At 34.8% G+C, this 23,686-nt stretch carries 32 protein-coding genes and 2 pseudogenes; 12 read left to right on the top strand and 22 right to left on the bottom strand.

The features are described 5' to 3' along the window. Nucleotides 1-13: 13 nt before the first annotated feature. The 8 genes from FGL31_RS10770 (at nt 14) to FGL31_RS22650 (ending at nt 3,437) form a co-directional block, all read left to right on the top strand. Nucleotides 14-586: a dihydrofolate reductase family protein gene (locus tag FGL31_RS10770; RefSeq protein WP_138091355.1), complete on the top strand. Its 573-nt coding sequence runs from the start codon at nt 14-16 to the stop codon at nt 584-586. A 103-nt stretch (nt 587-689) separates the two neighbouring features. Next, nucleotides 690-968, top strand: coding sequence for a VOC family protein (locus tag FGL31_RS22655; RefSeq protein WP_171017631.1), 279 nt, complete (start codon nt 690-692; stop codon nt 966-968). Beyond that, nucleotides 886-1,515 (top strand): VOC family protein, encoded by a 630-nt coding sequence (locus tag FGL31_RS10765; RefSeq protein ID WP_171017630.1) that lies wholly within the window; start codon nt 886-888, stop codon nt 1,513-1,515. Before FGL31_RS22655 ends, FGL31_RS10765 begins: the two co-directional genes overlap by 83 nt. Before the next feature lie 11 nt (nt 1,516-1,526). Beyond that, the gene (locus tag FGL31_RS10760) at nt 1,527-2,060 is read left to right on the top strand and encodes a DUF1697 domain-containing protein (RefSeq protein WP_138091351.1); all 534 of its coding nucleotides are present in this window, start codon (nt 1,527-1,529) and stop codon (nt 2,058-2,060) included. A gap of 28 nt (nt 2,061-2,088) precedes the next feature. After that, a complete protein-coding gene (locus FGL31_RS10755) occupies nt 2,089-2,610 on the top strand; it encodes an SRPBCC family protein (RefSeq protein ID WP_138091349.1) in 522 nt (173 codons plus the stop codon). A gap of 6 nt (nt 2,611-2,616) precedes the next feature. Then, nucleotides 2,617-2,991 carry a nuclear transport factor 2 family protein gene (locus FGL31_RS10750; protein WP_138091347.1) on the top strand — a complete coding sequence of 125 codons (375 nt, stop codon included), beginning with the start codon at nt 2,617-2,619 and terminating at the stop codon, nt 2,989-2,991. Between the two features lie 59 nt (nt 2,992-3,050). Then, entirely contained in the window at nt 3,051-3,263 is a 213-nt protein-coding gene (locus tag FGL31_RS10745) for a hypothetical protein (protein ID WP_138091345.1), read from the top strand. Between the two features lie 27 nt (nt 3,264-3,290). Continuing rightward, a complete protein-coding gene (locus tag FGL31_RS22650; RefSeq protein WP_171017629.1) occupies nt 3,291-3,437 on the top strand; it encodes a hypothetical protein in 147 nt (48 codons plus the stop codon). 109 nt (nt 3,438-3,546) lie between these two features. Here the strand turns inward: FGL31_RS22650 and FGL31_RS10740 are convergent, their stop codons facing one another. From FGL31_RS10740 to FGL31_RS10710, 8 genes are all read right to left on the bottom strand, one after another. Further along, entirely contained in the window at nt 3,547-3,792 is a 246-nt protein-coding gene (locus FGL31_RS10740) for a hypothetical protein (protein WP_138091343.1), read from the bottom strand. A gap of 89 nt (nt 3,793-3,881) precedes the next feature. Continuing rightward, nucleotides 3,882-4,325: a serine hydrolase domain-containing protein gene (locus tag FGL31_RS27870; RefSeq protein ID WP_171017628.1), complete on the bottom strand. Its 444-nt coding sequence runs from the start codon at nt 4,323-4,325 to the stop codon at nt 3,882-3,884. Nucleotides 4,326-4,342: 17 nt separating this feature from the next. After that, a complete protein-coding gene (locus FGL31_RS27865) occupies nt 4,343-4,723 on the bottom strand; it encodes a serine hydrolase (protein ID WP_171017627.1) in 381 nt (126 codons plus the stop codon). A 116-nt stretch (nt 4,724-4,839) separates the two neighbouring features. Next, on the bottom strand, nt 4,840-5,208 hold the full coding sequence (locus FGL31_RS10725; protein ID WP_171017626.1) for a YkvA family protein: 369 nt from the start codon (nt 5,206-5,208) through the stop codon (nt 4,840-4,842). Between the two features lie 1,443 nt (nt 5,209-6,651). Next, a complete protein-coding gene (locus FGL31_RS23465; protein ID WP_197734198.1) occupies nt 6,652-6,963 on the bottom strand; it encodes an FAD-dependent oxidoreductase in 312 nt (103 codons plus the stop codon). Beyond that, on the bottom strand, nt 6,887-7,858 hold the full coding sequence (locus FGL31_RS10720) for an NAD(P)/FAD-dependent oxidoreductase (RefSeq protein WP_197734197.1): 972 nt from the start codon (nt 7,856-7,858) through the stop codon (nt 6,887-6,889). The genes FGL31_RS23465 and FGL31_RS10720 overlap by 77 nt, the downstream gene beginning before the upstream one ends. A gap of 113 nt (nt 7,859-7,971) precedes the next feature. Next, nucleotides 7,972-9,246: a C4-dicarboxylate transporter DctA gene (gene dctA, locus FGL31_RS10715; protein WP_138091337.1), complete on the bottom strand. Its 1,275-nt coding sequence runs from the start codon at nt 9,244-9,246 to the stop codon at nt 7,972-7,974. A 134-nt stretch (nt 9,247-9,380) separates the two neighbouring features. After that, nucleotides 9,381-9,812, bottom strand: coding sequence for an SRPBCC family protein (locus tag FGL31_RS10710; protein WP_138091335.1), 432 nt, complete (start codon nt 9,810-9,812; stop codon nt 9,381-9,383). A gap of 288 nt (nt 9,813-10,100) precedes the next feature. On the opposite strand from FGL31_RS10710, the gene mqnC reads away from it, so the two are divergent. The 3 genes from mqnC (at nt 10,101) to FGL31_RS22645 (ending at nt 12,085) form a co-directional block, all read left to right on the top strand. Continuing rightward, entirely contained in the window at nt 10,101-11,225 is a 1,125-nt protein-coding gene (mqnC, locus tag FGL31_RS10705) for a cyclic dehypoxanthinyl futalosine synthase (RefSeq protein WP_099372239.1), read from the top strand. Between the two features lie 12 nt (nt 11,226-11,237). After that, nucleotides 11,238-11,798, top strand: a complete 561-nt coding sequence (gene scpB, locus FGL31_RS10700) for an SMC-Scp complex subunit ScpB (protein WP_138091333.1) — start codon at nt 11,238-11,240, stop codon at nt 11,796-11,798. 113 nt (nt 11,799-11,911) lie between these two features. Beyond that, a complete protein-coding gene (locus FGL31_RS22645) occupies nt 11,912-12,085 on the top strand; it encodes a hypothetical protein (RefSeq protein WP_171017625.1) in 174 nt (57 codons plus the stop codon). 233 nt (nt 12,086-12,318) lie between these two features. Here the strand turns inward: FGL31_RS22645 and FGL31_RS10695 are convergent. The 14 genes and pseudogenes from FGL31_RS10695 to fbaA form a co-directional block, all read right to left on the bottom strand. Then, nucleotides 12,319-14,617: pseudogene (locus tag FGL31_RS10695) on the bottom strand (GH92 family glycosyl hydrolase). 73 nt (nt 14,618-14,690) lie between these two features. Continuing rightward, nucleotides 14,691-15,134, bottom strand: coding sequence for a zinc-binding dehydrogenase (locus FGL31_RS25400; protein WP_232046622.1), 444 nt, complete (start codon nt 15,132-15,134; stop codon nt 14,691-14,693). Beyond that, nucleotides 15,106-15,666, bottom strand: a complete 561-nt coding sequence (locus FGL31_RS25395) for an alcohol dehydrogenase catalytic domain-containing protein (RefSeq protein ID WP_232046620.1) — start codon at nt 15,664-15,666, stop codon at nt 15,106-15,108. The genes FGL31_RS25400 and FGL31_RS25395 overlap by 29 nt, the downstream gene beginning before the upstream one ends. 8 nt (nt 15,667-15,674) lie before the next feature. Then, on the bottom strand, nt 15,675-16,751 hold the full coding sequence (locus FGL31_RS10685; protein WP_138091331.1) for an outer membrane beta-barrel protein: 1,077 nt from the start codon (nt 16,749-16,751) through the stop codon (nt 15,675-15,677). After that, nucleotides 16,726-16,914: a hypothetical protein gene (locus FGL31_RS10680; RefSeq protein ID WP_138091329.1), complete on the bottom strand. Its 189-nt coding sequence runs from the start codon at nt 16,912-16,914 to the stop codon at nt 16,726-16,728. Before FGL31_RS10680 ends, FGL31_RS10685 begins: the two co-directional genes overlap by 26 nt. 94 nt (nt 16,915-17,008) lie before the next feature. Next, the gene (locus tag FGL31_RS10675) at nt 17,009-17,995 is read right to left on the bottom strand and encodes a porin family protein (RefSeq protein WP_138091327.1); all 987 of its coding nucleotides are present in this window, start codon (nt 17,993-17,995) and stop codon (nt 17,009-17,011) included. 58 nt (nt 17,996-18,053) lie between these two features. Next, nucleotides 18,054-18,404, bottom strand: a complete 351-nt coding sequence (locus tag FGL31_RS10670; RefSeq protein ID WP_138091325.1) for a carboxypeptidase-like regulatory domain-containing protein — start codon at nt 18,402-18,404, stop codon at nt 18,054-18,056. Nucleotides 18,405-18,554: 150 nt separating this feature from the next. Further along, complete coding sequence (locus tag FGL31_RS10665; RefSeq protein ID WP_099372244.1) at nt 18,555-19,082, bottom strand: ferritin; 528 nt, start codon at nt 19,080-19,082, stop codon at nt 18,555-18,557. Nucleotides 19,083-19,309: 227 nt separating this feature from the next. After that, nucleotides 19,310-19,618, bottom strand: a complete 309-nt coding sequence (locus tag FGL31_RS10660; RefSeq protein ID WP_232046619.1) for a hypothetical protein — start codon at nt 19,616-19,618, stop codon at nt 19,310-19,312. Between the two features lie 162 nt (nt 19,619-19,780). Beyond that, nucleotides 19,781-20,122, bottom strand: coding sequence for a ribosome hibernation-promoting factor, HPF/YfiA family (hpf, locus tag FGL31_RS10655; RefSeq protein ID WP_099372246.1), 342 nt, complete (start codon nt 20,120-20,122; stop codon nt 19,781-19,783). Between the two features lie 13 nt (nt 20,123-20,135). Continuing rightward, nucleotides 20,136-21,017 carry a tyrosine-type recombinase/integrase gene (locus FGL31_RS10650; RefSeq protein WP_138091323.1) on the bottom strand — a complete coding sequence of 294 codons (882 nt, stop codon included), beginning with the start codon at nt 21,015-21,017 and terminating at the stop codon, nt 20,136-20,138. 176 nt (nt 21,018-21,193) lie between these two features. After that, nucleotides 21,194-21,529, bottom strand: coding sequence for a hypothetical protein (locus tag FGL31_RS10645; protein ID WP_138091321.1), 336 nt, complete (start codon nt 21,527-21,529; stop codon nt 21,194-21,196). Nucleotides 21,530-21,583: 54 nt separating this feature from the next. Further along, the gene (locus tag FGL31_RS10640; RefSeq protein WP_138091319.1) at nt 21,584-21,892 is read right to left on the bottom strand and encodes a hypothetical protein; all 309 of its coding nucleotides are present in this window, start codon (nt 21,890-21,892) and stop codon (nt 21,584-21,586) included. A gap of 186 nt (nt 21,893-22,078) precedes the next feature. Further along, a pseudogene (gene fbaA / locus FGL31_RS10635) lies at nt 22,079-23,160 on the bottom strand (class II fructose-bisphosphate aldolase). A gap of 177 nt (nt 23,161-23,337) precedes the next feature. Here fbaA and FGL31_RS10630 point away from each other — a divergent pair. Further along, the gene (locus FGL31_RS10630; RefSeq protein WP_138091317.1) at nt 23,338-23,682 is read left to right on the top strand and encodes an ArsC family reductase; all 345 of its coding nucleotides are present in this window, start codon (nt 23,338-23,340) and stop codon (nt 23,680-23,682) included. The last annotated feature ends 4 nt before the right edge of the window (nt 23,683-23,686 follow it).

Below are 23,686 nucleotides of genomic sequence, written 5' to 3'. Positions count from 1 at the left end.
CATTACAAACAGCATGAGAAAACTAATCGTACAGGAATTTGTATCAGCAGATGGATTTGCTGCAGATCGAGACAAAACCACCAGCTTTTTTGATGGCACCAAAATGCATGTCGGAAAAGAAATCGATTTATACCAAGTTGAATTTATCAAAACAATTGATACCATTTTACTAGGTAAAAATACATACGAAATGTTTCTTGAATTTTGGCCAAATGCAGACCCAAATGAAGAACCTGTCGCAGATCCTCTAAATAGCACCAACAAACTTGTGGTCTCAACATCACTTAAAGAGGTAAGTTGGGGCAAGTGGAATAATGCTGCTATTATAAACCAAAATATCATTGATTCTATTAGGGAGTTGAAATCTAAACCAGGAAAAAACATAGTCGTTTGGCGAAGTCTGACTCTTGCAAAATCGCTATTTAAGGCCAAATTGGTGGATGAGTTACATGTATTGGTTTGCCCAGTAGCAATAGGAAAAGGCTACCATTTCATCTCTGAAGAGGAAGAATTAATGAAACTTAAATTATTAGCTAGCAAAACATTTACCTCATCTGTTGTAAGTTCTGTATATCAAGTAATCTAATAATTCCAATAAAAGGTAGGTAATATAAATATTTTGGCCATGTCCTTTATCGAAGAAATCATCCCTATTATCGCAATTTAAAAACGCTTTAAACCATAATATTATGTCAAATAAAATAATACCATCACTTTGGTTTGATAATAATGCCAAAGAGGCTTTCGATTTTTATACGGATGTTTTTCCAAATAGTTCCATTACGAAGGACAGTCCAATTGTCGTTGAGGCAAACATCATGGGAATGGATTTTATTGGCATCAATGGAGGTCCCATTTTTTCAGCCAAATGCGACCATATCATACATGCCAATATTCGAAAGCAAGGATCAATTGGATCATGCATGGAACAAGCTCTTAGATGGCGGGCAAATACTAATGCCACTTGATAAATATCCATTTTCCGAACATTATGGATTTATCGCTGATAAATATGGATTTTGTTGGCAGTTGTATTATGGTGAGGTAGACAATACGAATGGCCAAGCTGTTATCCCTACATTTATGTTCTGTGATAAACAACAGGGAAACTGTAAAGATGCCCTCAAGTTTTATGCGGACCTATTCCCTGATTTTCAAGAACAGGGAGCGTTGGAATATCCCGATGGTGATATGAAAGGCCAGATGATGCACGCACAATTTATAGCCAATGGGGTTACATTGGCAGCAATGGATTCTGGAGTGCCTCAAAATTTCAACTTCAATGAAGCAAATTCGTTGACCATTACCTGCAAAAATCAAGAAGAAATTGATTATTATTGGAACAAGATCACGGCTGATGGCTCAGAAAGCCAATGTGGGTGGTGTAAAGATAAATTCGGAATTAGCTGGCAAATTGTTCCGAAAGACATTTCAAAACTATTGAAATCGACAGAAGCTAATCAAGAGCTTATGAAAATGAAAAAAATCATAATAGCTGACCTAGCCCAAGCGTAATTATCATTTTGATGAACAAATACATTTTATTTCTACGGGCAGTCAATGTATCCGGAAAGAATATTATTAAAATGACAGACCTCAAAGAAAAGTTGAGTTCCGTAGGTTTTGAACAAATAAAAACTTATATCCAAAGCGGCAATATATGTTTGGAATCTAAATTAGATCCTTCGCAAGTTTTGAAACAGGTCAAAAGCTTAATTAATAAAGAATTTGGTCATGATATAGATGTATTTGTTCTCACTGTAAACGAGATTCAACAATCCCTCGATAATAATCCCTTTTCAAAAGAATTACCACCCAACAAAGTCTTCGTTACATTCATGGATAGAATTCCTGAAAAAAATTTAATAGAAGACTTTAAAAGTTTAAAATTACAACCTGAGGAATTTCACGTTACCGAAAAGCTGTTTTACTTCTATTTGCCTGATGGAATGGCTAATAGCAAATTGAACAACAACCTTATTGAGAAAAAATTAAAGGTAAAATCAACCGGGAGAAACCTAAATACAATCAATAAAATTTTAAATTTGATTAAACAATAATTTTAATTACAAACCAATTTTATTAATCATGAAATTTTTAAAGTATTTTCTAATTACAGTATTAGGAATAGTTGCAATAACCTTATTGGTTGCAGCATTCTTGCCTAAGGATTTTCACGCAGGTAGTGAAATTGAAATCAACAAGTCAAAAGCTGAGGTTTTTGAATATGTAAAACTTATCAAGAATCAAGGTAATTATGACAATTGGTCAAGGATGGATCCCAACATTGTTCGCAATTATGAAGGTACAGATGGAACTCCTGGATTCACTTACACCTGGCAAAGTAAAAAAGTAGGTGATGGAAAACAGGTTATTACTGCTGTTGATTCAGCAAATGGAAGAATTGATATGGATCTGTTCTTCGATGGTTCAGAGGTTGCAAATAAATCATTTATGAAAGTGACTGAAATAAACCCTAATATATCAAAAGTAGAATGGAAAGTAGATGGTAAAATACCTTATCCATTTAACCTTATGGGTCTTTTCTTTGACATGAACAAAGATTTTGATGCCGGACTCAACCATTTAAAAGAAATTTTAGAAAAATAAAACGAAATGAAACTAATCACTCCAAAGGATTGCGACAATGCTCCAAAACGAAGAATAATTAGGGATCTGAATATCGCATTTGCTAATGCAGATATTCAAAGCCTCAAAGAATTCTTCCACCCAGAAATAGAATGGGAAATGATTGGTGATAAAACAATCAGCGGATTCGATGGAGTGATTAAGTTTTTAGAAAATATTAAGGACTCAAAAGCCACAGCTCTAGAAATTAAACAAATCATAAACCACGGAAAACACGCAGCAGCAAGTGGAATATTGTCTTTCAAAACTGAAAATATAGCCTTCCATGATTTTTATGAGTTCACTTCTGCTGGTTCAGATAAAATAAAGAAAATCAGCAGCATGGCTATTTCTTTAAAATAAAATATCAATATATTTTTTCAAGAATTATATCTACATTTATCCTACTAATTATTAACGGTATGAAAAGATATATCCTGATTGCCCTATTGTTTGGCACCATATCTTGCCAAAACAAATCCGCTCAAAATTCTACAGCACAAGTTGACTCCATTGCAAACCAAGATTTCGACAAGAATCCTATTGGTGAAGCTGCTGGATGCAAATGGATAAAAGAGAATGTTGAACAATTCTTCAACAACGAAAATGGCAGCAACAATAAAATGCAAGCCTAACAACACCAGAATATTACGAATTTAAAAATGGATGCTATCAATACTGGCCTAAGTATGGACAGCAGCCTTACCGAATTCGAACTTAACCAAAAGTGGAAATCTAAGTTTGATGTTGCAACCGCTGGTGTAGGTTCAGGTTTTTTGATCTCAGGTCAGGATTGGAAAAAAAATTGAAGTATCAAGCTGCGAACTACTGGATGAAAATGCAGAGCAGATAAACCTGAAAGTATTGATTTCAGACTGTGAATTTCAAACTGATTATCACAGGGACATAAAACTAATCCTACAAAACAACCAGATTAAAATCGCCGATATTAAAGAATATGACTAAAAACTCATTCATGTAAGCTCTAGACAACCAATTAAATACAGATTTACCTTCCAATCCCTTGATCTGGATGTCAAGTTCCTTTAATAAGTCATCTATAAAGGATACTATTTTCTGATCATCACGATTACTGAACAAACTGATATGGATATTTCTATCTGGAATTGATAGTACAAAATTGGTTAAAGCCGGTACTCTCACCAGAATGAAAATATACTGTATTCCCTAAATTATCCTTACCGACAAACTTACCGTAAGAATATGAAATATCCTGATTGATCGGTGCTAAATTATTCTTGAAAAAGATGGAAAATGAAAATTTGGACCCCAACGCTTGGAAGTATTTGGCATTCCATAAAAGATATTCTTCCCGCTGATGTATAAACTCCTCCATCTCCTTTCGTAGCACTTGTCAAACTTTGATCAGCAAATCTAAATTTATCATTTTGCAAATGATATCCAAATGCCCTATTGCTGATCTTGTCTTCAGGATTATAAACCAAAGAATTGCGCATTCCAAATACACTGAAAATTTTTTCATTTACATAGTTGCTATAATTTTTACCGGAAACCTTTTCTATAATCAACGCTAACAGGCAATAGCCCGTATTGCTATAACGCCATTTACTACCGGGTTGAAAATAAACACTATCCAAAGGTTCAATTATTTTCAAGACATCCAGATCAGATAATTGATCCTTTTGGTTCACAGGAATAAGCCCTTCGTAATCCAAAACTCCTGAGGTATGATTTAATAAATAATAAATATTACAATTGCAATAGGACCTTTTAAATTGGGGAAAAACTCAATCAGCTTCGTATTATAAATATCGATCTTATATTCATCTACCAGCATCCAAATGGCAAAAGCAGTAAATTGTTTACTGACGGAGGCCATTCTAAAATTGGTTTTAGAAGTATTAGGCTCAGAAGTTTCTAGGTTGGCCATTCCGCTGGATCCAGAATAAAGAATTTTTTCATTATTATCATGTACTTGCAACATGATTCCAGGATCTTTTTGGTTGGGATAGTGTTTTTCTATAATTGCATCCAATTTTATCATCAGATTATCCTGAGCATAAGAGGCTGAGCATATCAGAAATAAACAGAAAAATGATAAGAAACCTTTCATTAAATAGAATTGGTTTATGATATGCAGTAAATTTAATAAAATTAGGACATAAAAAAAGGCGCCGATCATTATCAACGCCTAATCTTAAACTTATACTTTAACTATTGAATTAATTCTTACAGTTGTACACCAGTTTTCTTGAATTTTCTATATCGATCAACTTCATCAGCAAGTTTCGAAATAGCAAAACCCACAATCGAAACATCATCTACCCATCCAAGAACTGGAATGATATCTGGAATAGCATCAATTGGAGATATTACATAAACAATAGTACCAATGATAATAGACATATTCCATTTATTCATTTTGTATTTTCCGGAGAAAGTATCTTTGATCATAGAAATCAAAAGATTGAACTCCCCAGTTTTGCCTTCAAGATGTTGAGCTTTGTCTTCAGCAATCTCAAGGTCTTCATTTGTTAATTTTCTATTTTTAAAAGTATTAAATAGCAATAATGCCCTTTTAAAATATGTTTTCTTCATTCTGTTTTCCATCAGTTTTATATATGACACAACAAATTTAAAACGGTTTAATTTACAATTCATTGTCCTATTAATTTTTTTGGAAATATGCCTCCCAAAACAATTCTAATGTCTTATGTCTAATGTCTAATGTCTCATTTTGTATCTCACATCTCATATCTCTCCTTCCTTTCTCCGCCCTCCCTCCTTCCACTCTCGTTCGTCTCTTGTTCGGACTTCCTTCGGACCTCGTTCGGAGCTTCTTCGGAATTCACCCGAACAAGGTCCGAACGAGGTCCGAAGGAAAGAGGACTGAGAGTGGAACAAGAGTGAAAGGAGAGTCGAACAAGAGTAGATCAATAAAAAAGCTAGATATTAAAAAAAGATTAAAAAAATGTTAAGACCTATACAATATTTCAAATACGGGGTCGTTTCTATTTATACAAGAAGAGTTATTTTGTTTTTGATTATAACGAGAGTTATATGAAAAAGAAGAAGATAACTTTTTAGAGAAAGAGGTCGACTGTAAAAAGTTGACCTCTTTTATTTTTGAACAAATCAATATTATGTTGGTTCTTAAAACCGCTAAAATCCAATGTTAATAAGTTAAAAAATAAGGCCATTGGCATTTTTTCAGTGGCAGGTGGGGACACCTGCCACGGCTAGAAAACCCCATCGGGGTTAAATGCTAGAGGCATGAAATCCTTCTTAAATGCTGTAGGCATGTAATATCTATAACATTGAATCCTCCAAAGAAACCAACACCGTAGATGTGGCATGTTTGTTAAATTCCCTATAATAGTGTCATCCCGATGGGATTTCACCGCCGTGGCAGGTGTCTCCACCTGCCACATAAGGCATTCCTTTAGCATTTAATCCTTTACCCTTCCGCGGATGTGGAACCATTATAGAAAATGACCAATTGGCGCCATACCACCCTGTAGGGGTGCAACTATTCTAGAAAAATGTCATGCTAACCCATTCAACCCTGTAAGGGTGTAACTATTCTAGAAAGGTATTCAGTGGTCGGTGAGGACACCGACCAAGGCGAACACCCTAAAATCATAATTATTAAAAAAATATTAAAAAAAAGTTAAGTCGTACACAATATTGGAGATACATAGCCGTTTTTATTTATACAAGAAGAGTTATTTTATTTTTGATTATGACGAGAGTTATATGAAAAGAAAAAGAAGATAACTTTTTTAAAGAAAGAGGTCGACCGTAAAAAGTTGACCTCTTTTATTTTTTAGCTTATTTAGTTCACGGTGGATTCATCGTTTACTAATTATTAAAAAAAAGTTAAGCTTTATACAATAATTCAGAAGACCTATCGTTTTTAATTATACTAAAGAGGTTATTTTAAAATCCTTAGTATGAAAAAACTAAGAAGAAAAAGTTAAGATAACTTTTTAAACAAAAGGGTTGACAATCGAAAAATGTCAACCCTTTTACTTTTTGTCATTATCTGCCAAATGCAAAATAAGGAGTTAATGGATTTGATTTTCCGGCCAACCAATCGGAGACCATATCCATTCCGGTTACTGAGAAAGTTATGCCGTTTCCACCAAATCCAAGAACAAAGTATGATCTTTTAAAATCAGCATGAGTACCTATATAAGGAAGGCCATCCTTGGTTTCACCAAAAGTACCTGCCCATGAGAAATCAGTGATAAATTGATCATTATGGAATACTTTTTCATAATCTTTTTCTAATTTTCTTTGATTTGGCAGTAAGCAGTTCGTCTCTTTTTTCAGGATCGCGAAACTCTTCATCTTCCCCTCCTATCAAAAACCTGCAATCATCTGTCGTACGCATGTATAAATAAGGCTCAGCCGTATTCCAGATTAAATAATCATTATAACATTCATACAGGTCTTTATTGATTTCAGATACGATAGCATAGGTGCTCAATAAATCTACAAACTTCTCTTTGATCATATTGGCACTCTCATAGCCTACACAATAGATGATATGTTTGGCTTTTATTTTGGCTTTCGTATCTAAATGGACTAGATTAAATCCTTTTTTCTCTTCAACTTTCACTAATTCAGTTTTATCAAAAACTTCCAGACCTTTTTCGCAATTATAGTGGATCAGTTCATGAGCCAATCTGAAGGCATCAACACTCCCACCTTGATCCGAAAGAATGCCGCCATGAGAATCTTGGATTTTGAATGTTTTTTCAATTTCAGCTTCTTTTAGCCATTTTACTTTAAAGCCGGCTTCTTTGCGTGCATTAAATTCTTTTTCGAGCCAGGTCACATCTTTTTTTCGAGATGCATAATAAAGTGAAGTCTTTTTCTTGAACCCGGCTTTTGATTTTATTTCTTTAGCAATTTTCCCTAGCTTGTCTATAGAATCCGAACAAGCCTTATAACTCATGATAGCAGGTTCTTTACCAATCATTTCTTCCAGCTCATAAAGCGGGGTGTCAATTTCATATTGGAGCATGGACGTAGTTGCTGACGAACTTCCATTCACGATCTCCCTTTTATCTATTAAAATAGTCTTGTAACCATCCTTGATACATTGATGTGCAATTAAGCTTCCTGTGATTCCAGCTCCAACGATCAGTACATCACATTCCTTATCCTCTCGGAGTGACGGATACGAATTAAGTATACCATTTTTAACTAACCAAAATGGTTCGTTTGATTTAAGATCCATAAATTTAATTTCTGTTTTAAATAGCCAATCATTAAACCAGAAATTATACATGAATGTTTGGAAGACTACAAGAAAATTAAGAAAGCCTTTAAGAGAATAAATTCAATTTACATTTATGCTTCTATAGCTTTTGTATTACCTAGCTTCTCGTGCAACAAGTCTTCATCAAGGCCTTTTTCATATTTAGCGACCACGATGGTAGCAGTTGCATTTCCGATGATATTGGTCAATGCTCTTGCCTCACTCATAAATCTATCAATTCCAAGGATCAATCCTACAGCCTCTACAGGTATATGTCCTACGACAGGCAGTGTTGCTGCCAAAGTTACAAATCCGCTCCCTGTGACACCCGCAGCACCCTTAGAAGTTAACAATAGGACTAACAACAAGGTTATTTCCTGTTCTAACGAAAGATGCATATTCAAGGCTTGAGAAATAAAAACGGCAGCCATGGTCAAGTATATACAAGTACCATCCAAGTTGAAGGAATAACCAGTTGGGATAACCAATCCTACGATAGGTTTTGAACATCCAGCATCTTCTAATTTTTGCATCAATCCGGGTAATGCAGATTCAGAGGAAGAAGTACCTAACACGATCAGCAATTCTTCTTTGATATATTTCAGCAACTTGAAGATGTTTACATTCACATAGAAGTATAGGACTGCACCAATAATGCCGACAATAAACACGATACATGTGCCATAGAAACTAAGCATCAATAACCCTAATGAAGAAAGTGCCTCAATACCGTATTTTCCAATAGTAAATCCCATAGCCCCCATTGCTCCAATTGGCGCCAAATACATGATCATTTTAATGACAGCAAATAAACCTTTCAGGAATGATTGTAGTACATTAATAACTGGCTCCGCATTTTTATGACCAATTTTAGTAAGCCCTATGCCGAACAATACGGCAAATAGAAGTACCTGTAATAAATTATCTGAGGCTACTGCTGCAATAACATTGTTCGGGATAATGCTCAGGATAAAATCCATTACAGATTTATGATCTTCAGCTTCTTGGATATAATGGGAAACTGCTGTTGGATCTAATGTTGCAGGGTCAACATTCATTCCAGTGCCGGGTTGAATAATATTGACAAACAAAAGTCCTATGATCAGAGCAACCGTAGTCATGATTTCAAAATAGATCAAGGAGCTGAGCCCTATTTTTCCGACTTTCTTGATATCCTGCATTCCTGCAATACCAATAACGATGGAACTGAATATCAATGGCGCAATGATCATTTTGATCAATTTAATAAAGCCATCACCCAACGGTTTCAGCTTAACTGCGAAATCAGGGTAAAAAACACCACATAGAATACCGATAATAATGCCTAGGATGACCTGAACATACAGACTGGAAAAAATTTTCTTCATATAAATTGTAGAACCGAATTAATGATTTACATAGGTTTATTAATAAAATTAATTAAAAAATAAATTTTATCAACATTAAATTTTGCATTAATTAACTGTTCAACGTAATTTATTGATTATCAATAAAAAAAATTTTACAATTTTTCAATAAACTTGGGCAGTGAATCGCCCAGAATTCTTTCCCAACCTGATTCGAAACGCTCTTGTGTATATTGTTCACCAGCATTTCTAAAATGTTCTAATCCTTCATGCGTCAGATGTAAGGTCGTTGCCCCGCGCCTAGGAATAAATCGCCATGTAATGATGGAATTCCCATTGGACTGTTTAGGATTTTTCCATGTAAAGCGAAAAAGTTCTTCAGGTTTAACCTCCAATACACGGCAATGATGGAATTGACTGTGAGAATTTTGAATTTTAGCAAATTCAAATTCAGCACCTACCTCTGTACTGAAATTAGGAATATCGAAAAACCAATCTTTTAATTTTTGTTTATCAGTCATTGCTTGCCATAATTCGGCAGTAGAAATTGGATATGTACGCTCAATATGGATAATGTCTTGGCTCATCGATAACCTCCTTTGTAGTGTATCTAAATATATGATTTTTCTAGTTCATTTAAATTAAGTTTGAGTTAACAGAACGTAAAATAAATGTGACGTTACAATAAAAACAACTGATTGATTCTTAAGTTTTTAAAATATGAAAATATATACCGCAAGAGCAATTAAAAAATTTATCATGAGATAAAAAGACACCCATGAACATTTATTTAAAGAGTTACGGCATTATTGCGGATTTTCAATTCTTTTGTACGTCTTTCGTTTTCATAAAAAGCTACGTATCTTTGTTATTACATGAATGTAAACAAACTGTTAGAACGTGCCTTAAATTTTGACTTTCTAAGCAAGGAAGAAGGCATTTTCTTATATAAAGAAGCCGCTACTGCAGACTTAGCTTATGTAGCTAATGAATTGCGTAAAATTCAAGTTCCTCATGGCAAGGTTACTTGGCAGATAGACAGGAATGTCAATACAACGAATGTGTGTATTGCAAATTGTAAATTCTGTAATTTTTTCAGGCGTCCGGGTCATGAAGAAAGTTACATTACGGATATTGAAACCTATAAACAAAAGATAGAAGAAACATTCCGATATGGTGGTGATCAATTGTTGCTACAAGGGGGCCATCATCCAGATTTGGGTCTGAATTTCTATACGACTCTTTTCAAGCAATTGAAGGAGCTCTATCCTACCCTAAAGCTTCATTCACTTGGTCCTCCCGAAATTGCTCACGTTGCAAAATTGGAAGGCATGAGCCATATTGAGGTTTTAACTGCCATGAAAGAAGCGGGGCTTGACTCATTGCCAGGTGCTGGTGCTGAAATCCTTAATGATAGAGTCCGCAGGCTTATTTCTAAAGGTAAATGTGGTGGTCAGGAATGGTTGGATGTCATGCGTGCTGCCCATAAAATAAACCTACCAACATCAGCAACCATGATGTTTGGCCATATAGAAACCATTGAAGAACGTTTTGAGCATTTGGTTTGGATCCGTGAGGTACAAAGCGAGAAACCTGCCGATGCGCATGGCTTTATCGCATTTATTCCTTGGCCATTCCAAGATGATGGAACCCTATTGAAGAGACTCAGAGGAATTACCAATGATGTAACGGCGGATGAATATATTCGCATGATCGCATTGAGCAGGATTATGCTTCCTAATGTCAAAAATATTCAAGCGTCTTGGTTAACCGTTGGAAAGCAAACAGCGCAAATCTGTTTGCATTCCGGAGCAAATGATTTTGGATCCATCATGATTGAAGAAAATGTAGTATCGGCAGCTGGTGCACCGCATAGATTTACTTCAAAATCAATCCAAGATGCGATTACAGAAGCAGGATTTGAACCTCAGTTAAGAACTCAAACCTACCAATTCAGGGAATTGCCAGAACAAATGGAAGAGCAGGTGATAAATTATTAATAGTATAGGATTTTGAAGGATATTATATTAAATATAGAAGCTATCATTTTTGCATCTACAGAAGGTATCAGTCAAAAGGATCTTCGGGAGGTTTTGCAGGATTCGTTGGCCATTGAAATCAGTAAGGTAGAATTGGCTGAGTTTATTGGCAAATTGAAGGCTAAATATGAGTCAGAAGACTATGCCTTAGCATTAGTGTCCATCAATGACCAATTGCAGTTCTTGACAAAGCCTGAGTACCATGAATCTATCAATCAATTGCAGGTTCATAAGGAAAGAAAAAAACTGAGCCAATCAGCATTGGAAACCCTAGCAATCATTGCATATAGGCAACCGATCACGAAATTGGAAGTAGAACAAATCAGAGGTGTAAACTGTGATTATTCGATCCAGAGGCTGTTAGACAAGGGCTTGATACAGATTGCTGGAAAATCAGACAGCATAGGAAAACCATTGCTTTATGCAACAAGTGGTGAATTTATGAATCATTTTGGTTTAACTAGTACAAGGGATCTTCCTCAGCTTAAAGACATTGTTGCTGAAGAGAACAGTATCGGTGAAATAGTTGATTAAAATATGTAAAATGAATATTCGAGACATGTTCCAATTATTTTAAAAAAAAATTTACGAATTGAATATTCTTATATAATTTTACATAACAATAGAAAAATATCATAATAAACAACATGGCTACAATGCAAGCAATTGAAACAGATGAAATGGTTGATGAAAGAGTTCTCAACTTCAACGGTCCTGATGACGATGATGATGTCTTTGATGACGATGATGATTTCGGGTTAGATGATATCGATTCGATCGGCGGATACGATGACATGGATGATGATGACGACGATTTTTAATCTTCACTAGCCAACAACAATTATTTTACCAGAAAATATCTCGTAAAAGGTACATGTGCGCGCCCAATTGGGTTAGATACAAAAGATTTTTTTTATAGGCTTGGAATAATTCCAAGCCTTTTTTTTTTAGATATTTATCATCCCTCAGATTCTATCAATTTATCCTGTAAACATCATAAAAAAAGGCCCCAAAGTTACTTGGAGCCAATTTATAGGTTGATTATGAATTCTTTTTATTGATCATCCTTGCTGATCGAGAATGGTAAGTCTGCTTTATCAATTCCTCTCTTCTTATTAGGCTCTGGTCCCATATCGAAAAATAGGTTTGCTCCTTTTACCAAATCACTGTGTTTAACGTAATTTTTGGTATAATTTTTCCCGTTCAATTTCATGGATTGGATATACCGATTTTTATCAGAATTGTTTTTGGTTTCGATCGTTACTTTTTTACCATTGCTTAAGTTTAATGTTACTTTATCAAAGATCGGCGATCCAAGTACATATTCATCAACAGCTGGGGTCACTGGATAGAAACCAATAGCTGAAAACACATACCATGCAGAGGTCTGGCCATTATCCTCATCTCCACAATAACCATCAGGATTTGGGGAATACATTCTGTTCATGGTTTCTCTCAGCCAATATTGAGCTTTCCAAGGTGTACCTACATGATTGTATAAATAAATCATATGCTGTATAGGTTGGTTACCATGAGCATATTGCCCCATATTGGCAATCTGCATCTCCCTGATTTCATGGATTGGAAACCCATAGTAACTATCGTCAAATACTGGTGGCAAAGTAAATACTGAATCTAATTTGATTTCCATTGCTTGATGACCACCCATTAACTTAGCTAATCCCTCAACATCCTGAAAAACAGACCAGCTATAGTGCCAGCTATTACCTTCTGTAAAAGCATCGCCCCATTTGAATGGATTAAATGGTGTAGACCATGAACCATCCTTATTTTTACCGCGCATCAATCCAGTAGACGGATCAAATAACTTTTGGTAATTGTAGGATCTTTGTTTATACAGATCTTTGTCTGCTTGCGGCTTATCCAATGATTTTGCCAATTGGTAAATAGCAAAGTCATCATAGGAATATTCTAAAGATCGAGCGGCATTTTCATTGATTTTAACATCATAAGGAACATAGCCTAATTCATTGTAATATTCAGCTCCAGCACGACCTACAGCAGTCAATGGTCCGGCATTTTTAGATCCTTTTAAGACAGCTTCATAAAGGGTTTCAATATCTTTTGATTTTATTCCTTTAATCCATGCATCAGCGACGACAGATGCGGAGTTATTTCCTACCATGACGCTTCTATAACCAGGGCTTGCCCACTCTGGTAACCATCCTCCTTCACGATACGCATTGGCTAAACCTTCCTGCATTTTTTCACTCATCTCAGGATACATCAAGTTCAAGAAAGGAAACAACGCTCTGAAAGTATCCCAGAATCCCGTATCAGTAAACATGTATCCCGGAAGAACCTTGCCATTATATGGTGAATAATGAACAACTTCTCCCGCTGCATTGATTTCGTAGAACATCCTAGGAAATAACAAAGACCGATAAAAGGAAGAATAAAATGTACGCATTTGATCTATGCTTCCGCCTTCGATTTCTATCTTGCCCAATTCTTTGTTCCAAATATCCTCACCTTTTTGAACCTGCTGATCAAAAGTTACCCCATCAAGTTCTTTTAAATTGATTTCTGCTTGTTCAGCACTAATGAATGAGGAAGCAGCTTTCATCAATAGCTGATCTCCGGCATTCGCATTCTGGAAAACCAACGATCGCTCCAACATGGTCAGCTTTGACCATATAACGCCCATCCGTAAGAACTGAATCTGCAAATGTTGAAACATTTGCAAAAGGTTTATCAAAAGTCATCACAAAATAGTTTTTGAAATTATCTGGAACCCCACCACTATTTTTGGTACTGTATCCGATGATCTTTTGGTCCTTAGGGATTACTTCTACATAAGATCCTTTGTCGAAAGCATCAATTAAGACATATGCTGAGTCAGTTTTTGGAAAAGTAAACCTGAAATAGGAAGCTCTTTCTGTTGGAGTTAACTCTACTTTGGTATCGTAATCTGCCAAGTAAACCGAATAATAATGCGGTTTTGCTACTTCTGCTTTATGCGAGAAATAACTAGCTCTTTTATCTTGATCAAAAGTTTTGTTGTTCACCATGGCCATAATGGAAAATTGACCATAGTCGTTCATCCAAGGTGAAGGTTGGTGGGTCTGTTTGATGCCGCGAAGTTTTTCTGCAGTATATGTATACATCCATCCATCCCCCATCTTGCCCGTCTGAGGACTCCAGAAGTTCATACCCCAAGGCAAAGCAATAGCAGGATAGGTATTTCCGCTTGACAAGAAATAAGTAGATTGAGTTCCAACCAAAGTACTGACCAAATCAATCGGCTTTTCAACTTTTCCGATCTTTTGGCCAAAACTTGTCAAGACACTCGTACCTATCAATAAAGCTGTTGTAAGAAATTTTAGTTTCATTGTATAGAAAATAGGTTTTATCAATTTTGTTAAATATAATAAAATAAAAAGGTTTACAAACAGCTAAAAGTATTTAGCTATCCATTTTAAGCACTATTTTACCAAATTGATCTGGACTTTCAAAATAGATATGTGCATCAGAAACGCTTTCAAATGGGAAGATTTTCGACATAATGGGTCTAAACTTTCCATTTTCTATGAGAGGTAAAATATTTGTTTCAATTTCTTTAGTGAGCTTTGATTTGAAATCTTTTCCTCTTCCTCTCAAAGTTGAACCTGTCAAAACGATCCTTTTCTGCATTATTTTCATAATGTTAAGCTCAACTTTTGGCCCCTTCATAGCGTTGATGTAAACCAATCGACCATCTTCCTTAAGAACCTCTATGTTTTTGCCAAAATAATCACCACCTATACTATCTAAAATAACATCAACCCCATTATCTTTTAATACTTCAACAAAGTCTTGGGTTTTATAATTTATGGCTATATCAGCACCTAACTCCTCTGCTACTTTCACTTTCTCCCTGTGATCCAACCGTTGTATATACCACCGCCCCAAATAATTTTGCCAATTGAATTGAGACGGTTCCAATACCTCCCGTTCCGCCATGGATTAGCACATGCTCTCCAGCTTTTAATTGGCCACGTTCGAATATATTGTCCCATACGGTATAGATAGTTTCTGGAAGAGCCGCTGCTTCTTCAAATGAAATGTTTTTAGGCTTGTGCAAGCAAATCTTTTCAGAAACCAATGCTTGGGTTGCATATCCTTCTCCAGGTAATAAGGCCATGACTTCATCACCAATTTTATAATTCTTGACATCGGGACCAATACTGATTATAACACCAGCAACCTCAAGTCCTGGAATATCGGGAGCTGTTCCACTCGGTGCAGGGTAGTTACCTTTTCTCTGAAAAACATCCGGTCTATTGATACCTGCTGCTTTAACCTCAATCAATACTTGATCATTTGAGGGTATCAAATCTGGTCTTGTCTCTATTTCAAAAACTTCAGGACCTCCAAATCCTTTCATAACAGCTACTTTCATCTTAATTCTTATTTTGGATAATTTTGTAATCTCAAATTAAAGGTAAGCATAAAATATCTGCCAAGTCTGTTGTTTCTGGATTCAAAGACATCATTGCCAACATATGACGTCAATACACCAACATCTTTGTTTTGATCCATGATATCATTGCATTGCAAACGAATTAATGCTGATTTATTTTTAAGGAAAGAATATTCAATATAGGTATTAATAATGGTGGGATTTACATCACTTAATTCACTAACGTATCCATCATAAAACTTCTGAGACATCTCTGCCCCTATTACAAAATTGTCTGACAGATACCCTCTCCCCGCTAAACTTAATAAAAAAGAATGTGCCGCAATTTTATTAATATAAGGAAGCTCATATGTTGCTCTATTTAAAAAATAGTTGGTGTTGAAAACGGATTCAAAATATTCTGAAGGTAAATACCTTACCTGCAGATTCTGATTGAACAATACTTGTTTTGTCGTGCTTTTAAAACCGTTTACATAGGAAAGATTATTATAGTAATCTACATTACCTGAGAGACCTAGATTCAATTGATCCGTAAATACTGGAGAATTGAACTCATAGTACCATTTAATATCATAATATCCATCGGTGTTTTCAAAGGTTGTCTCTTGGATAGTTTCGTTAAAAAGGGCTTTTTTGGAGCTTACAATTTTATTTGCAATGAATGTATAGGCAAAATCGGTCTGAAAATATTGACCACGAGTTGGCAAAAACTTCCTAAGTGTAGTGGAGAATTGATTTGAGAACTCTGCTTTTAAGGAAGGATTACCTACAATAATATTCCTCGAATTAGAGTTATCCCTAACCGGTGAAATATGTAAAAACGTAGGTTGAATATTCCGGCCTAAATAAGCAAGCTTAATTTCTAGATCATTACTGAATTTATACCTTACCGTTGTGGAAGGGACAAGATTAACATTATTGTAATCATATACTGCTGTATCGCCTTTTACTCGCCCAGAGAGCGTTACTGGCTGGACAGTAAAACCCATATTGACCCTAAACTTTTTATTTGGTTCATATTGGTAGTTAAGACCTGTTTTAAAAACTCTTAAATTGATAGGCATAGTTCACAGCTAAAGAATCAATAAATCCACCACCAAAAAAATTTGGATCTCTTACAGTACGTACCGCTTCGATATTATTGATATCCATATCGTGCATGATCTCCAACAAACTGTGTTCATAAAATGGTTCGACATAGGATACGGCAGCTTTGATACCAGCCACATCATTTCTAGCATCAACAAATTGCTTTTGACTGAAGCTTGTGATAATTGGTTCTGTACCTGTTGAATCGAAACTTTGGTAATACTCTGAAACCTCATCCTTTTTTTGAAATGGATTGATAGTTCAGTTTTAGATCAGCCACCAATTTTCTGCCAGGCTTGTTGAAATGCTTTGAATATAGCATAGAAATATCAGCAGAAGGCTTGGAGTTGACGGAAGTATCTTGCCTTAAACCTTCATCAAATATCCTTCTGTTTGTAATGTCTGTTATCCGTTGATTATAAAAATGCTCACGGTTATAAGATAACTTTGGATTGATTTTTAATACATCATTGTTCTTAAATTTAGCATTCAGCTCTAAATTCAATGTATGCAGATTATCATAGGATTTGTTTTCATACTCTTCTCTCCTATGAATTTTGTAGCCTGTATAAGATGATGTCAATAGAGAGTTACCTTTGGTAAGGTTATATTTACTTTGATAAGTATATCCACCATTGAGTGTCATATTATTTCCAATATTGTCTGTGAAAGAAATACCGATGGAGCCAAGTTTATTCAACCCATCATTTGGGTCTGAGAAATCGCCAATTTCTGAAAGATCAGTGTTTCTACTCCCTGCTCCATCCGGCGATCCAAACAGAAACAAACTCGTATTTGTGTTATTAATAGATCCTACTATGGACATTTCTTGCCCATCATTGAATTTATTGATTCCCAAGCTTCCTATAAATCGGTCACTTGTACCGATTCCAATTGTACCTTGTCCGAAGGTTATTCGTTTTTTATCGGGCTGGAGTACGATATTGATGATTTTTTCTGGATCTGAGGTTTTAATACCCTTTGCCATATTCAGTTCACCATAATCATTGATAACCTCGATCTGTTTAACAAATTCAGAAGGAAGGTTTCTTGTAGCTGTAAGTAGGTCTCCACCGAAGAATTTTTTACCGTCAACCCTTACTCCCCTGATCAACTGACCATTATAATAGGTTGTACCATCTCGCAGGACTTGAAATCCTGGAAGTTGCTTGATAGCCTCTTCTAGGAGAGAATGCGTTGGAAAGGTAAATGCGCCCATATTAAATTGAATAGTATCTCCACGATCAACAACAGGGATAATCTTTGTAATCCTAACCTCAGGAATGAGGGTGGTTTTGTGGGTAGAGGGTTATTTTGGGAACAAATATATTATTGATTAAAAAAGAGGTTGATATACTTTTGTTTATGATTTGGTAACCAAGCATACTGAAAGAAAGATTGATATTCTTTCCTTTTACGTTTGAGAAAGTATAGAAACCATTTTCATTCGTTGTAGTTGTCATGGTGTCGAGCTGACTGACCAGTCTTACCGACGCACCTTTCAGTCCCATACCGCTAGTATCTGTGACCACACCTTCGACGCTTTTCAAATCCACCTGAGCATTTGCATCCTGAAGATTCAGTAAGGTCAAAAGTAAAACAGCTATACTTATTAAGTAATTTCTCACAAAAGCAGTAGACTAAATTGGTAATCTAAAATTCACAAAAAAAACTATAAAATGAAATTTACTATTAAAACGTATAAACTAAAAATAATTGTATAAAAAAAACGGGCTAAAATGATATTTTAGCCCGTTTTTTTAAATTATTGTGAAATATTATTCGCCATCGAATGTTACCTTCACTAAATGACGGTCAATTTCCCAACGACCAGTACCTTCTTCACCAATCACGTCGAATAATTCAAGGATACGTCTAGCTACGTATTCTTCTTCAACTTGCTCTTCTAAGAACCATTGGATAAAGTTGAAAGTAACGAAATCTTTAGCTTTCATACATTTGTCAGCAATTTTGTTGAATTGCTCAGTAACGAACATTTCTTGCTCCAATGTTTGTTCAAATACGCCTCTAAAAGATTCAAAATCTACAGGAACGTTTGTAATTTCTGGAGAAATCGAACGACCACCACGGTCACTGATGTATTTGAAGATTTTCAACATGTGAGTACGCTCTTCGTCAGATTGTTTTGCGAAGAATGCTGCTGAGTTGTCAAGACCTTGATCATCACACCATGCAGACATTGCTAAATATAATGCTGATGAGTGAGCTTCAACCTTTACTTGTTCGTTCAATATGTTTTCAATCTCTTCAGAGATAGATGTTTTTAATTTCAATAAATCTTTCATTAATATATTTTCCTTTATGTGTAATACAATTAGAAACCTATTTCGGATTTCTTATATACAAAGATAAGCTTAAGTGTAGGAAAACGTCTGAAAAATCTGCAATACAAATTCAGTCTAAATTAGCCTAATGAATCCTTAAACTATTTAGAATCAGTATAATTATAAAGAATTATTAAAATGCTAGTACAGCTTTGGATTTTAAGCAGGCTTTGATCTCACTATTCAGTTCAATCATGAATTTCGCACCAGCAAGAATCTCTTTTAATGTTAAGACTTCGTCTACCGATAAAACAAAAAATACTGTCAGTTCTAAAAGGCATAATGATCTCAAAATCTGCTGATCTTGATGGATCGGTTAACATTTTTTCAATGTTGATGCGGTCAATTCTCTTTTTAAAAGCAAAGAAATCTCTGACCTTAAAGGCTGTAGTAGATCCTTTAAAGTCTAACCAATAACAGTTTTTACGGCTACATTGATATACTGCACCCTTCTCAGTTTGGAAAATCTCTTCAAAATTTGCTAAAGGACAAATCATCTGCTTTTTTAATTTGGAACAAATCTAAATATTGTTAAGAATTATTCCAAATAAAAATAGTTAATATAATTTTTAAATGAAGTTATAACAAGATTTATACAATTATCATCAACAAAAAGGCTCCCTACTGGGAGCCTAGTCTGTTATTATATTTTATTTTTTTTAAAATTCTTCTTCTTGATTTAACAATTCTTTGTGATTACTTAGATTACCTCTGGTCTTGGTTTTATGTTTATTGATTTGACGTCTAATAGATTCGATGGCAAGGTCAGTTGCCTCTTCAAAACTCTTAGCCTGTGCTTTGGCAAACAATTGATTGCCTGGAACATTAAATTTAAGTTCTACTATCTTATTCGCTTCATCTTCCACATTTTCCAACCTTAAATAACATACTCCTTCGATAATATTATCCAAGAATTGATTTAATTTTTCCGTTCTCTTCTTAATGAACTCGATTAGCTTACTGTCAGCATTAAATTTAATAGATTGCACTGTAATGTTCATTTTTCCTCCTTTTTTAAGCCTTTGGATGAGCTTGTTTATAAATTGATTTCAAACGTTCTGCTGAATTATGGGTGTATACTTGTGTTGCCGATAACCCAGCATGACCTAATAATTCTTTAATAGCATTTAAATCTGCGCCATTATCCAACAACGCGGTTGCAAAGGTATGTCGCAATACATGCGGACTTCTTTTTTTCTGGGAAGTGATGGTACTCAAATATTTATTGACTATCCGATAAATAAGTTTAGGATATGCCTCCTTCCCTTCTTTGCTAACGATTAATTCTGCTGAAATGTTTTTGAAATTCATCTCTTTTTTGAGATTTAAATATCTCTTCAGTTCTTCAGCAAGTGTTTGGTGTATCGGAACAAAACGCTCTTTGCTCCTTTTTCCGAATATAAGTATTTTTTTATTATAAAAATCAATATCCTGTTCCTTTATTTTTAACAATTCAGCCAAGCGAATCCCCGTTCCAAACAGCATTTCCAAGACTATAAAATCACGGGTCTGTTCAAAATCCTGCGGTTCAGAATTCATGTGATCGAGCAACCTAACCATCTTTTCCTTTTCAACTACAACAGGTAGTTTCTTGGCCGTCTTCAGTGATTTAATTAATGCTATAGGATTTTGTTTTACCAATCCCTCACGCATCAAAAATTTATAAAAAGACTTCAAAGAGGAAATTGCCCGGTTTACGGAAGAGGCTTCTTTTCCCTGTTCCTTCAGATTCGAAAAATAATACCTCAAAAAACGATAGTCGATTTCTTCAAATGGAACAGATTCAGCGGAAATAAAATCAAATAATCCTTGAATCTCCCTTTCATAAGCAATAATGGTATGTTCAGAATATCTCTTCTCAAATTTTAAATAATTAATGAATCGTTCTTTATACATATCCCCTTGCTTGTTATTGTAATATTAAGGATAAATTATCACAAAACATGTGATAACGGACAATTTTACTTTTGACTGATTTCACATTTTTAAATTATGACCTCTTTACAAGAAGTCCTTAATATATATACGTAAAAACTGAAAGGATAGTGTTAAGAATCATGGGAAATTGGAACTTAATTTCTTTCAGACTCTTCATAATAACGCGACCTAAAGTCAAATTTCAAATGGAGAACGTCCTCCTTATTTTCAGGATTGGATAGCTCACCCATAACTGATCCTTCTATTACAGGAACCGGATAATATGGGTCTTCAAAGACCTTATTAATAAAGATACTTAAGGGTTTGTTTTTAGGTATATAAGTTGTGGTAAAGTGATTGCCATCAGGATTTTTATATCGCACAGCGGTATATATGGAGTTTATATCTGTCCTATTTATATCATCGGTCTTATTTAAAGTAATATTTATTCTGGAAGGCTTAGGGGTTTCAGCCAAATTGATTGCCATCATAAAATCTTCGACCTTGTTGGTTTGTAGGAAAAGACCATAATTTTGAATGCCGAATTATATTTTATAAGATTTTGATCCATCCTCCGCACGCTCATTGTCAGCATAAAGTTTCACCACACCAATCAAATTTCTCATATCTCCTCCAATCAATGGAGAAATATTTCCTCTGAAATACCCTAATTCCTCATCTTTATATTTGTGGTAGTATTTTTCGTTGTCGTCTTTTTTATATTCTAAAATTTCATCCTCCCGGCAAGAGGTTAACCCTAATAAAAGAATCAATATAGTAGCCAAATAAAATTGAGGGAAATTATTAAACAGGAATAAATTATTCGTTGGGAATTTTAAACATGTAAAAATCATAATTTTAACTTTAATAATAGTTTTGGTTTTTATATTTAAATATATAAAATTAAAAACAAAAAACTTATTAAGGCTAAACTTTAATTATTTGGTTTTTAAATAATTATATCAAATTTCTAAATAGTGGATAAAAAAAGAGAGCTGTCAAATTTGACAGCTCTCTCAAGTATTTTAAGAAGCTTTAGCTTATAGTTTGCTGTTAGAATCTACAGCGTTTAATTCAGCGAACGCTTGTTCTAGACGTTCAACAAATGCTTCTTCACCTTTGCGCAACCATACGCGTGGGTCATAATATTTTTTGTTAGGCGAATCAGCACCTTCAGGGTTACCGATCTGAGCTTGTAAGAAATCACGGTTTTTAGCTTCGTATTTTCTTACGCCATCCCAGAATGCCCATTGCATATCTGTATCGATATTCATTTTGATAGCACCATAAGAAATAGCTTCTTTAATTTCCTCAGGTGAAGATCCCGATCCACCGTGGAAAACAAAGTTCACTGGTTTTTCAGCAGTAAGGTTGAATTTCTCACGAATGTATTCTTGAGAATTGTGCAAAATAACAGGTTGTAACTTTACATTTCCTGGTTTGTACACACCATGCACATTTCCGAATGCTGCTGCAACAGTGAATTTATCTGATACTTTGGAAAGTTCTTCAAAAGCGTAAGCTACTTCTTCAGGTTGAGTATATAATTTAGAACTATCTACATCTGAATTGTCAACACCATCTTCCTCACCTCCAGTTACACCTAATTCAATTTCAATAGTCATACCTAGCGGTTTCATGCGCTCTAAATATTTTCTTGAGATTTCGATGTTTTCTTCTAATGGTTCTTCAGAAAGATCCAACATATGAGAAGAGAACAATGGTTTGCCATGTTGAGCAAAGAATTTCTCACCTGCATCTAATAAACCATCAATCCAAGGCAATAATTTCTTAGCAGCATGGTCCGTGTGCAAAATTAACTGCAACGCCGTAATGCTCTGCCAATAAATGTACGTGCTGAGCAGCTGAAACCGCCCCTAAAATACATGCTTGTAAATTATCATTGTTCAATGATTTACCAGCATAGAATTGCGCACCACCATTTGATAATTGAATGATCACTGGTGAATTTACTTTCTTCGCAGTCTCCATAACTGCATTGATAGAATCAGTTCCGATAATATTTACCGCAGGTAATGCAAATTTATTGCTCTTTAGCTATTTCGAATAGCTCCTGTACTTGATCTCCAGTTAAAACTCCTTTGAAATCTTTTAGGCTCATAGTGTATTTTCTAAATTTTGTTATTAGGAACTAAGATAAACTTTTTTATTCAGTTCAAAAAATATAGTGTAAAAAATACACTAAGAAGTTTTAAGCCTTTCCCCTATCCAAACTCAGCATTTAAATATTTTATTAATATCTTTAGCAGAGCAAATAATTATAAAATACTATACTAATATGCTTCAGGTTTACGGGATCAAGAATTGTAACACAGTTAAAAAGGCACTAGATTGGTTAAATGACCATAAGTTGGAATATGTATTCCATGATTACAAAAAAGAACCTGCCACTTTACAAAAATTGGAAGAATGGGAGAAGAAAGTTTCATGGGATCAACTTGTAAATAAAAAAGGCACAACGTGGAGAAAATTGAGTCCTGAAGAACAAGCCAGCGTGCAAGATGCCGAATCTGCAAACAGAGTATTGTTGAACAACAATAGTATGATTAAAAGACCACTGATCGAAAGTCCAAAAGGGATTTTATTAGGGTTTGATGAAGAAGAATACAAATCTAAATTATAAACAA

Source organism: Sphingobacterium daejeonense (assembly GCF_901472535.1).
GTDB classification, from domain to species: Bacteria; Bacteroidota; Bacteroidia; order Sphingobacteriales; family Sphingobacteriaceae; genus Sphingobacterium; species Sphingobacterium daejeonense.
Note: the sequence above shows the minus strand (reverse complement) of the source record. Positions and strands in the feature narration are given on the sequence as shown.

Excerpts from the sequence above, each read along its gene's own strand:
- mqnC (WP_099372239.1), top strand. The coding sequence starts at position 10,101 with ATGAATGTAAACAAACTGTTAGAACGTGCCTTAAATTTTGACTTTCTA.
- FGL31_RS27865 (WP_171017627.1), bottom strand. The coding sequence starts at position 4,723 with ATGAAAGGTTTCTTATCATTTTTCTGTTTATTTCTGATATGCTCAGCC.
- FGL31_RS10710 (WP_138091335.1), bottom strand. The coding sequence starts at position 9,812 with ATGAGCCAAGACATTATCCATATTGAGCGTACATATCCAATTTCTACT.
- FGL31_RS10765 (WP_171017630.1), top strand. The coding sequence starts at position 886 with ATGCCAATATTCGAAAGCAAGGATCAATTGGATCATGCATGGAACAAG.
- FGL31_RS10725 (WP_171017626.1), bottom strand. The coding sequence starts at position 5,208 with ATGAAGAAAACATATTTTAAAAGGGCATTATTGCTATTTAATACTTTT.
- FGL31_RS10675 (WP_138091327.1), bottom strand. The coding sequence starts at position 17,995 with ATGGGCGCATTTACCTTTCCAACGCATTCTCTCCTAGAAGAGGCTATC.
- FGL31_RS10645 (WP_138091321.1), bottom strand. The coding sequence starts at position 21,529 with ATGATGGCAATCAATTTGGCTGAAACCCCTAAGCCTTCCAGAATAAAT.
- dctA (WP_138091337.1), bottom strand. The coding sequence starts at position 9,246 with ATGAAGAAAATTTTTTCCAGTCTGTATGTTCAGGTCATCCTAGGCATT.
- FGL31_RS10750 (WP_138091347.1), top strand. The coding sequence starts at position 2,617 with ATGAAACTAATCACTCCAAAGGATTGCGACAATGCTCCAAAACGAAGA.
- hpf (WP_099372246.1), bottom strand. The coding sequence starts at position 20,122 with ATGAACATTACAGTGCAATCTATTAAATTTAATGCTGACAGTAAGCTA.
- FGL31_RS22650 (WP_171017629.1), top strand. The coding sequence starts at position 3,291 with ATGGATGCTATCAATACTGGCCTAAGTATGGACAGCAGCCTTACCGAA.
- FGL31_RS10685 (WP_138091331.1), bottom strand. The coding sequence starts at position 16,751 with ATGCCTATCAATTTAAGAGTTTTTAAAACAGGTCTTAACTACCAATAT.
- FGL31_RS23465 (WP_197734198.1), bottom strand. The coding sequence starts at position 6,963 with ATGAAGAGTTTCGCGATCCTGAAAAAAGAGACGAACTGCTTACTGCCA.
- FGL31_RS10745 (WP_138091345.1), top strand. The coding sequence starts at position 3,051 with ATGAAAAGATATATCCTGATTGCCCTATTGTTTGGCACCATATCTTGC.
- FGL31_RS10665 (WP_099372244.1), bottom strand. The coding sequence starts at position 19,082 with ATGAAAGATTTATTGAAATTAAAAACATCTATCTCTGAAGAGATTGAA.
- FGL31_RS10760 (WP_138091351.1), top strand. The coding sequence starts at position 1,527 with ATGAACAAATACATTTTATTTCTACGGGCAGTCAATGTATCCGGAAAG.
- FGL31_RS22655 (WP_171017631.1), top strand. The coding sequence starts at position 690 with ATGTCAAATAAAATAATACCATCACTTTGGTTTGATAATAATGCCAAA.
- FGL31_RS10720 (WP_197734197.1), bottom strand. The coding sequence starts at position 7,858 with ATGGATCTTAAATCAAACGAACCATTTTGGTTAGTTAAAAATGGTATA.
- FGL31_RS10650 (WP_138091323.1), bottom strand. The coding sequence starts at position 21,017 with ATGTATAAAGAACGATTCATTAATTATTTAAAATTTGAGAAGAGATAT.
- FGL31_RS10755 (WP_138091349.1), top strand. The coding sequence starts at position 2,089 with ATGAAATTTTTAAAGTATTTTCTAATTACAGTATTAGGAATAGTTGCA.
- FGL31_RS10770 (WP_138091355.1), top strand. The coding sequence starts at position 14 with ATGAGAAAACTAATCGTACAGGAATTTGTATCAGCAGATGGATTTGCT.
- FGL31_RS10630 (WP_138091317.1), top strand. The coding sequence starts at position 23,338 with ATGCTTCAGGTTTACGGGATCAAGAATTGTAACACAGTTAAAAAGGCA.
- FGL31_RS10660 (WP_232046619.1), bottom strand. The coding sequence starts at position 19,618 with ATGATTTGTCCTTTAGCAAATTTTGAAGAGATTTTCCAAACTGAGAAG.
- FGL31_RS22645 (WP_171017625.1), top strand. The coding sequence starts at position 11,912 with ATGGCTACAATGCAAGCAATTGAAACAGATGAAATGGTTGATGAAAGA.
- FGL31_RS25395 (WP_232046620.1), bottom strand. The coding sequence starts at position 15,666 with ATGAAAGTAGCTGTTATGAAAGGATTTGGAGGTCCTGAAGTTTTTGAA.
- FGL31_RS10640 (WP_138091319.1), bottom strand. The coding sequence starts at position 21,892 with ATGATTTTTACATGTTTAAAATTCCCAACGAATAATTTATTCCTGTTT.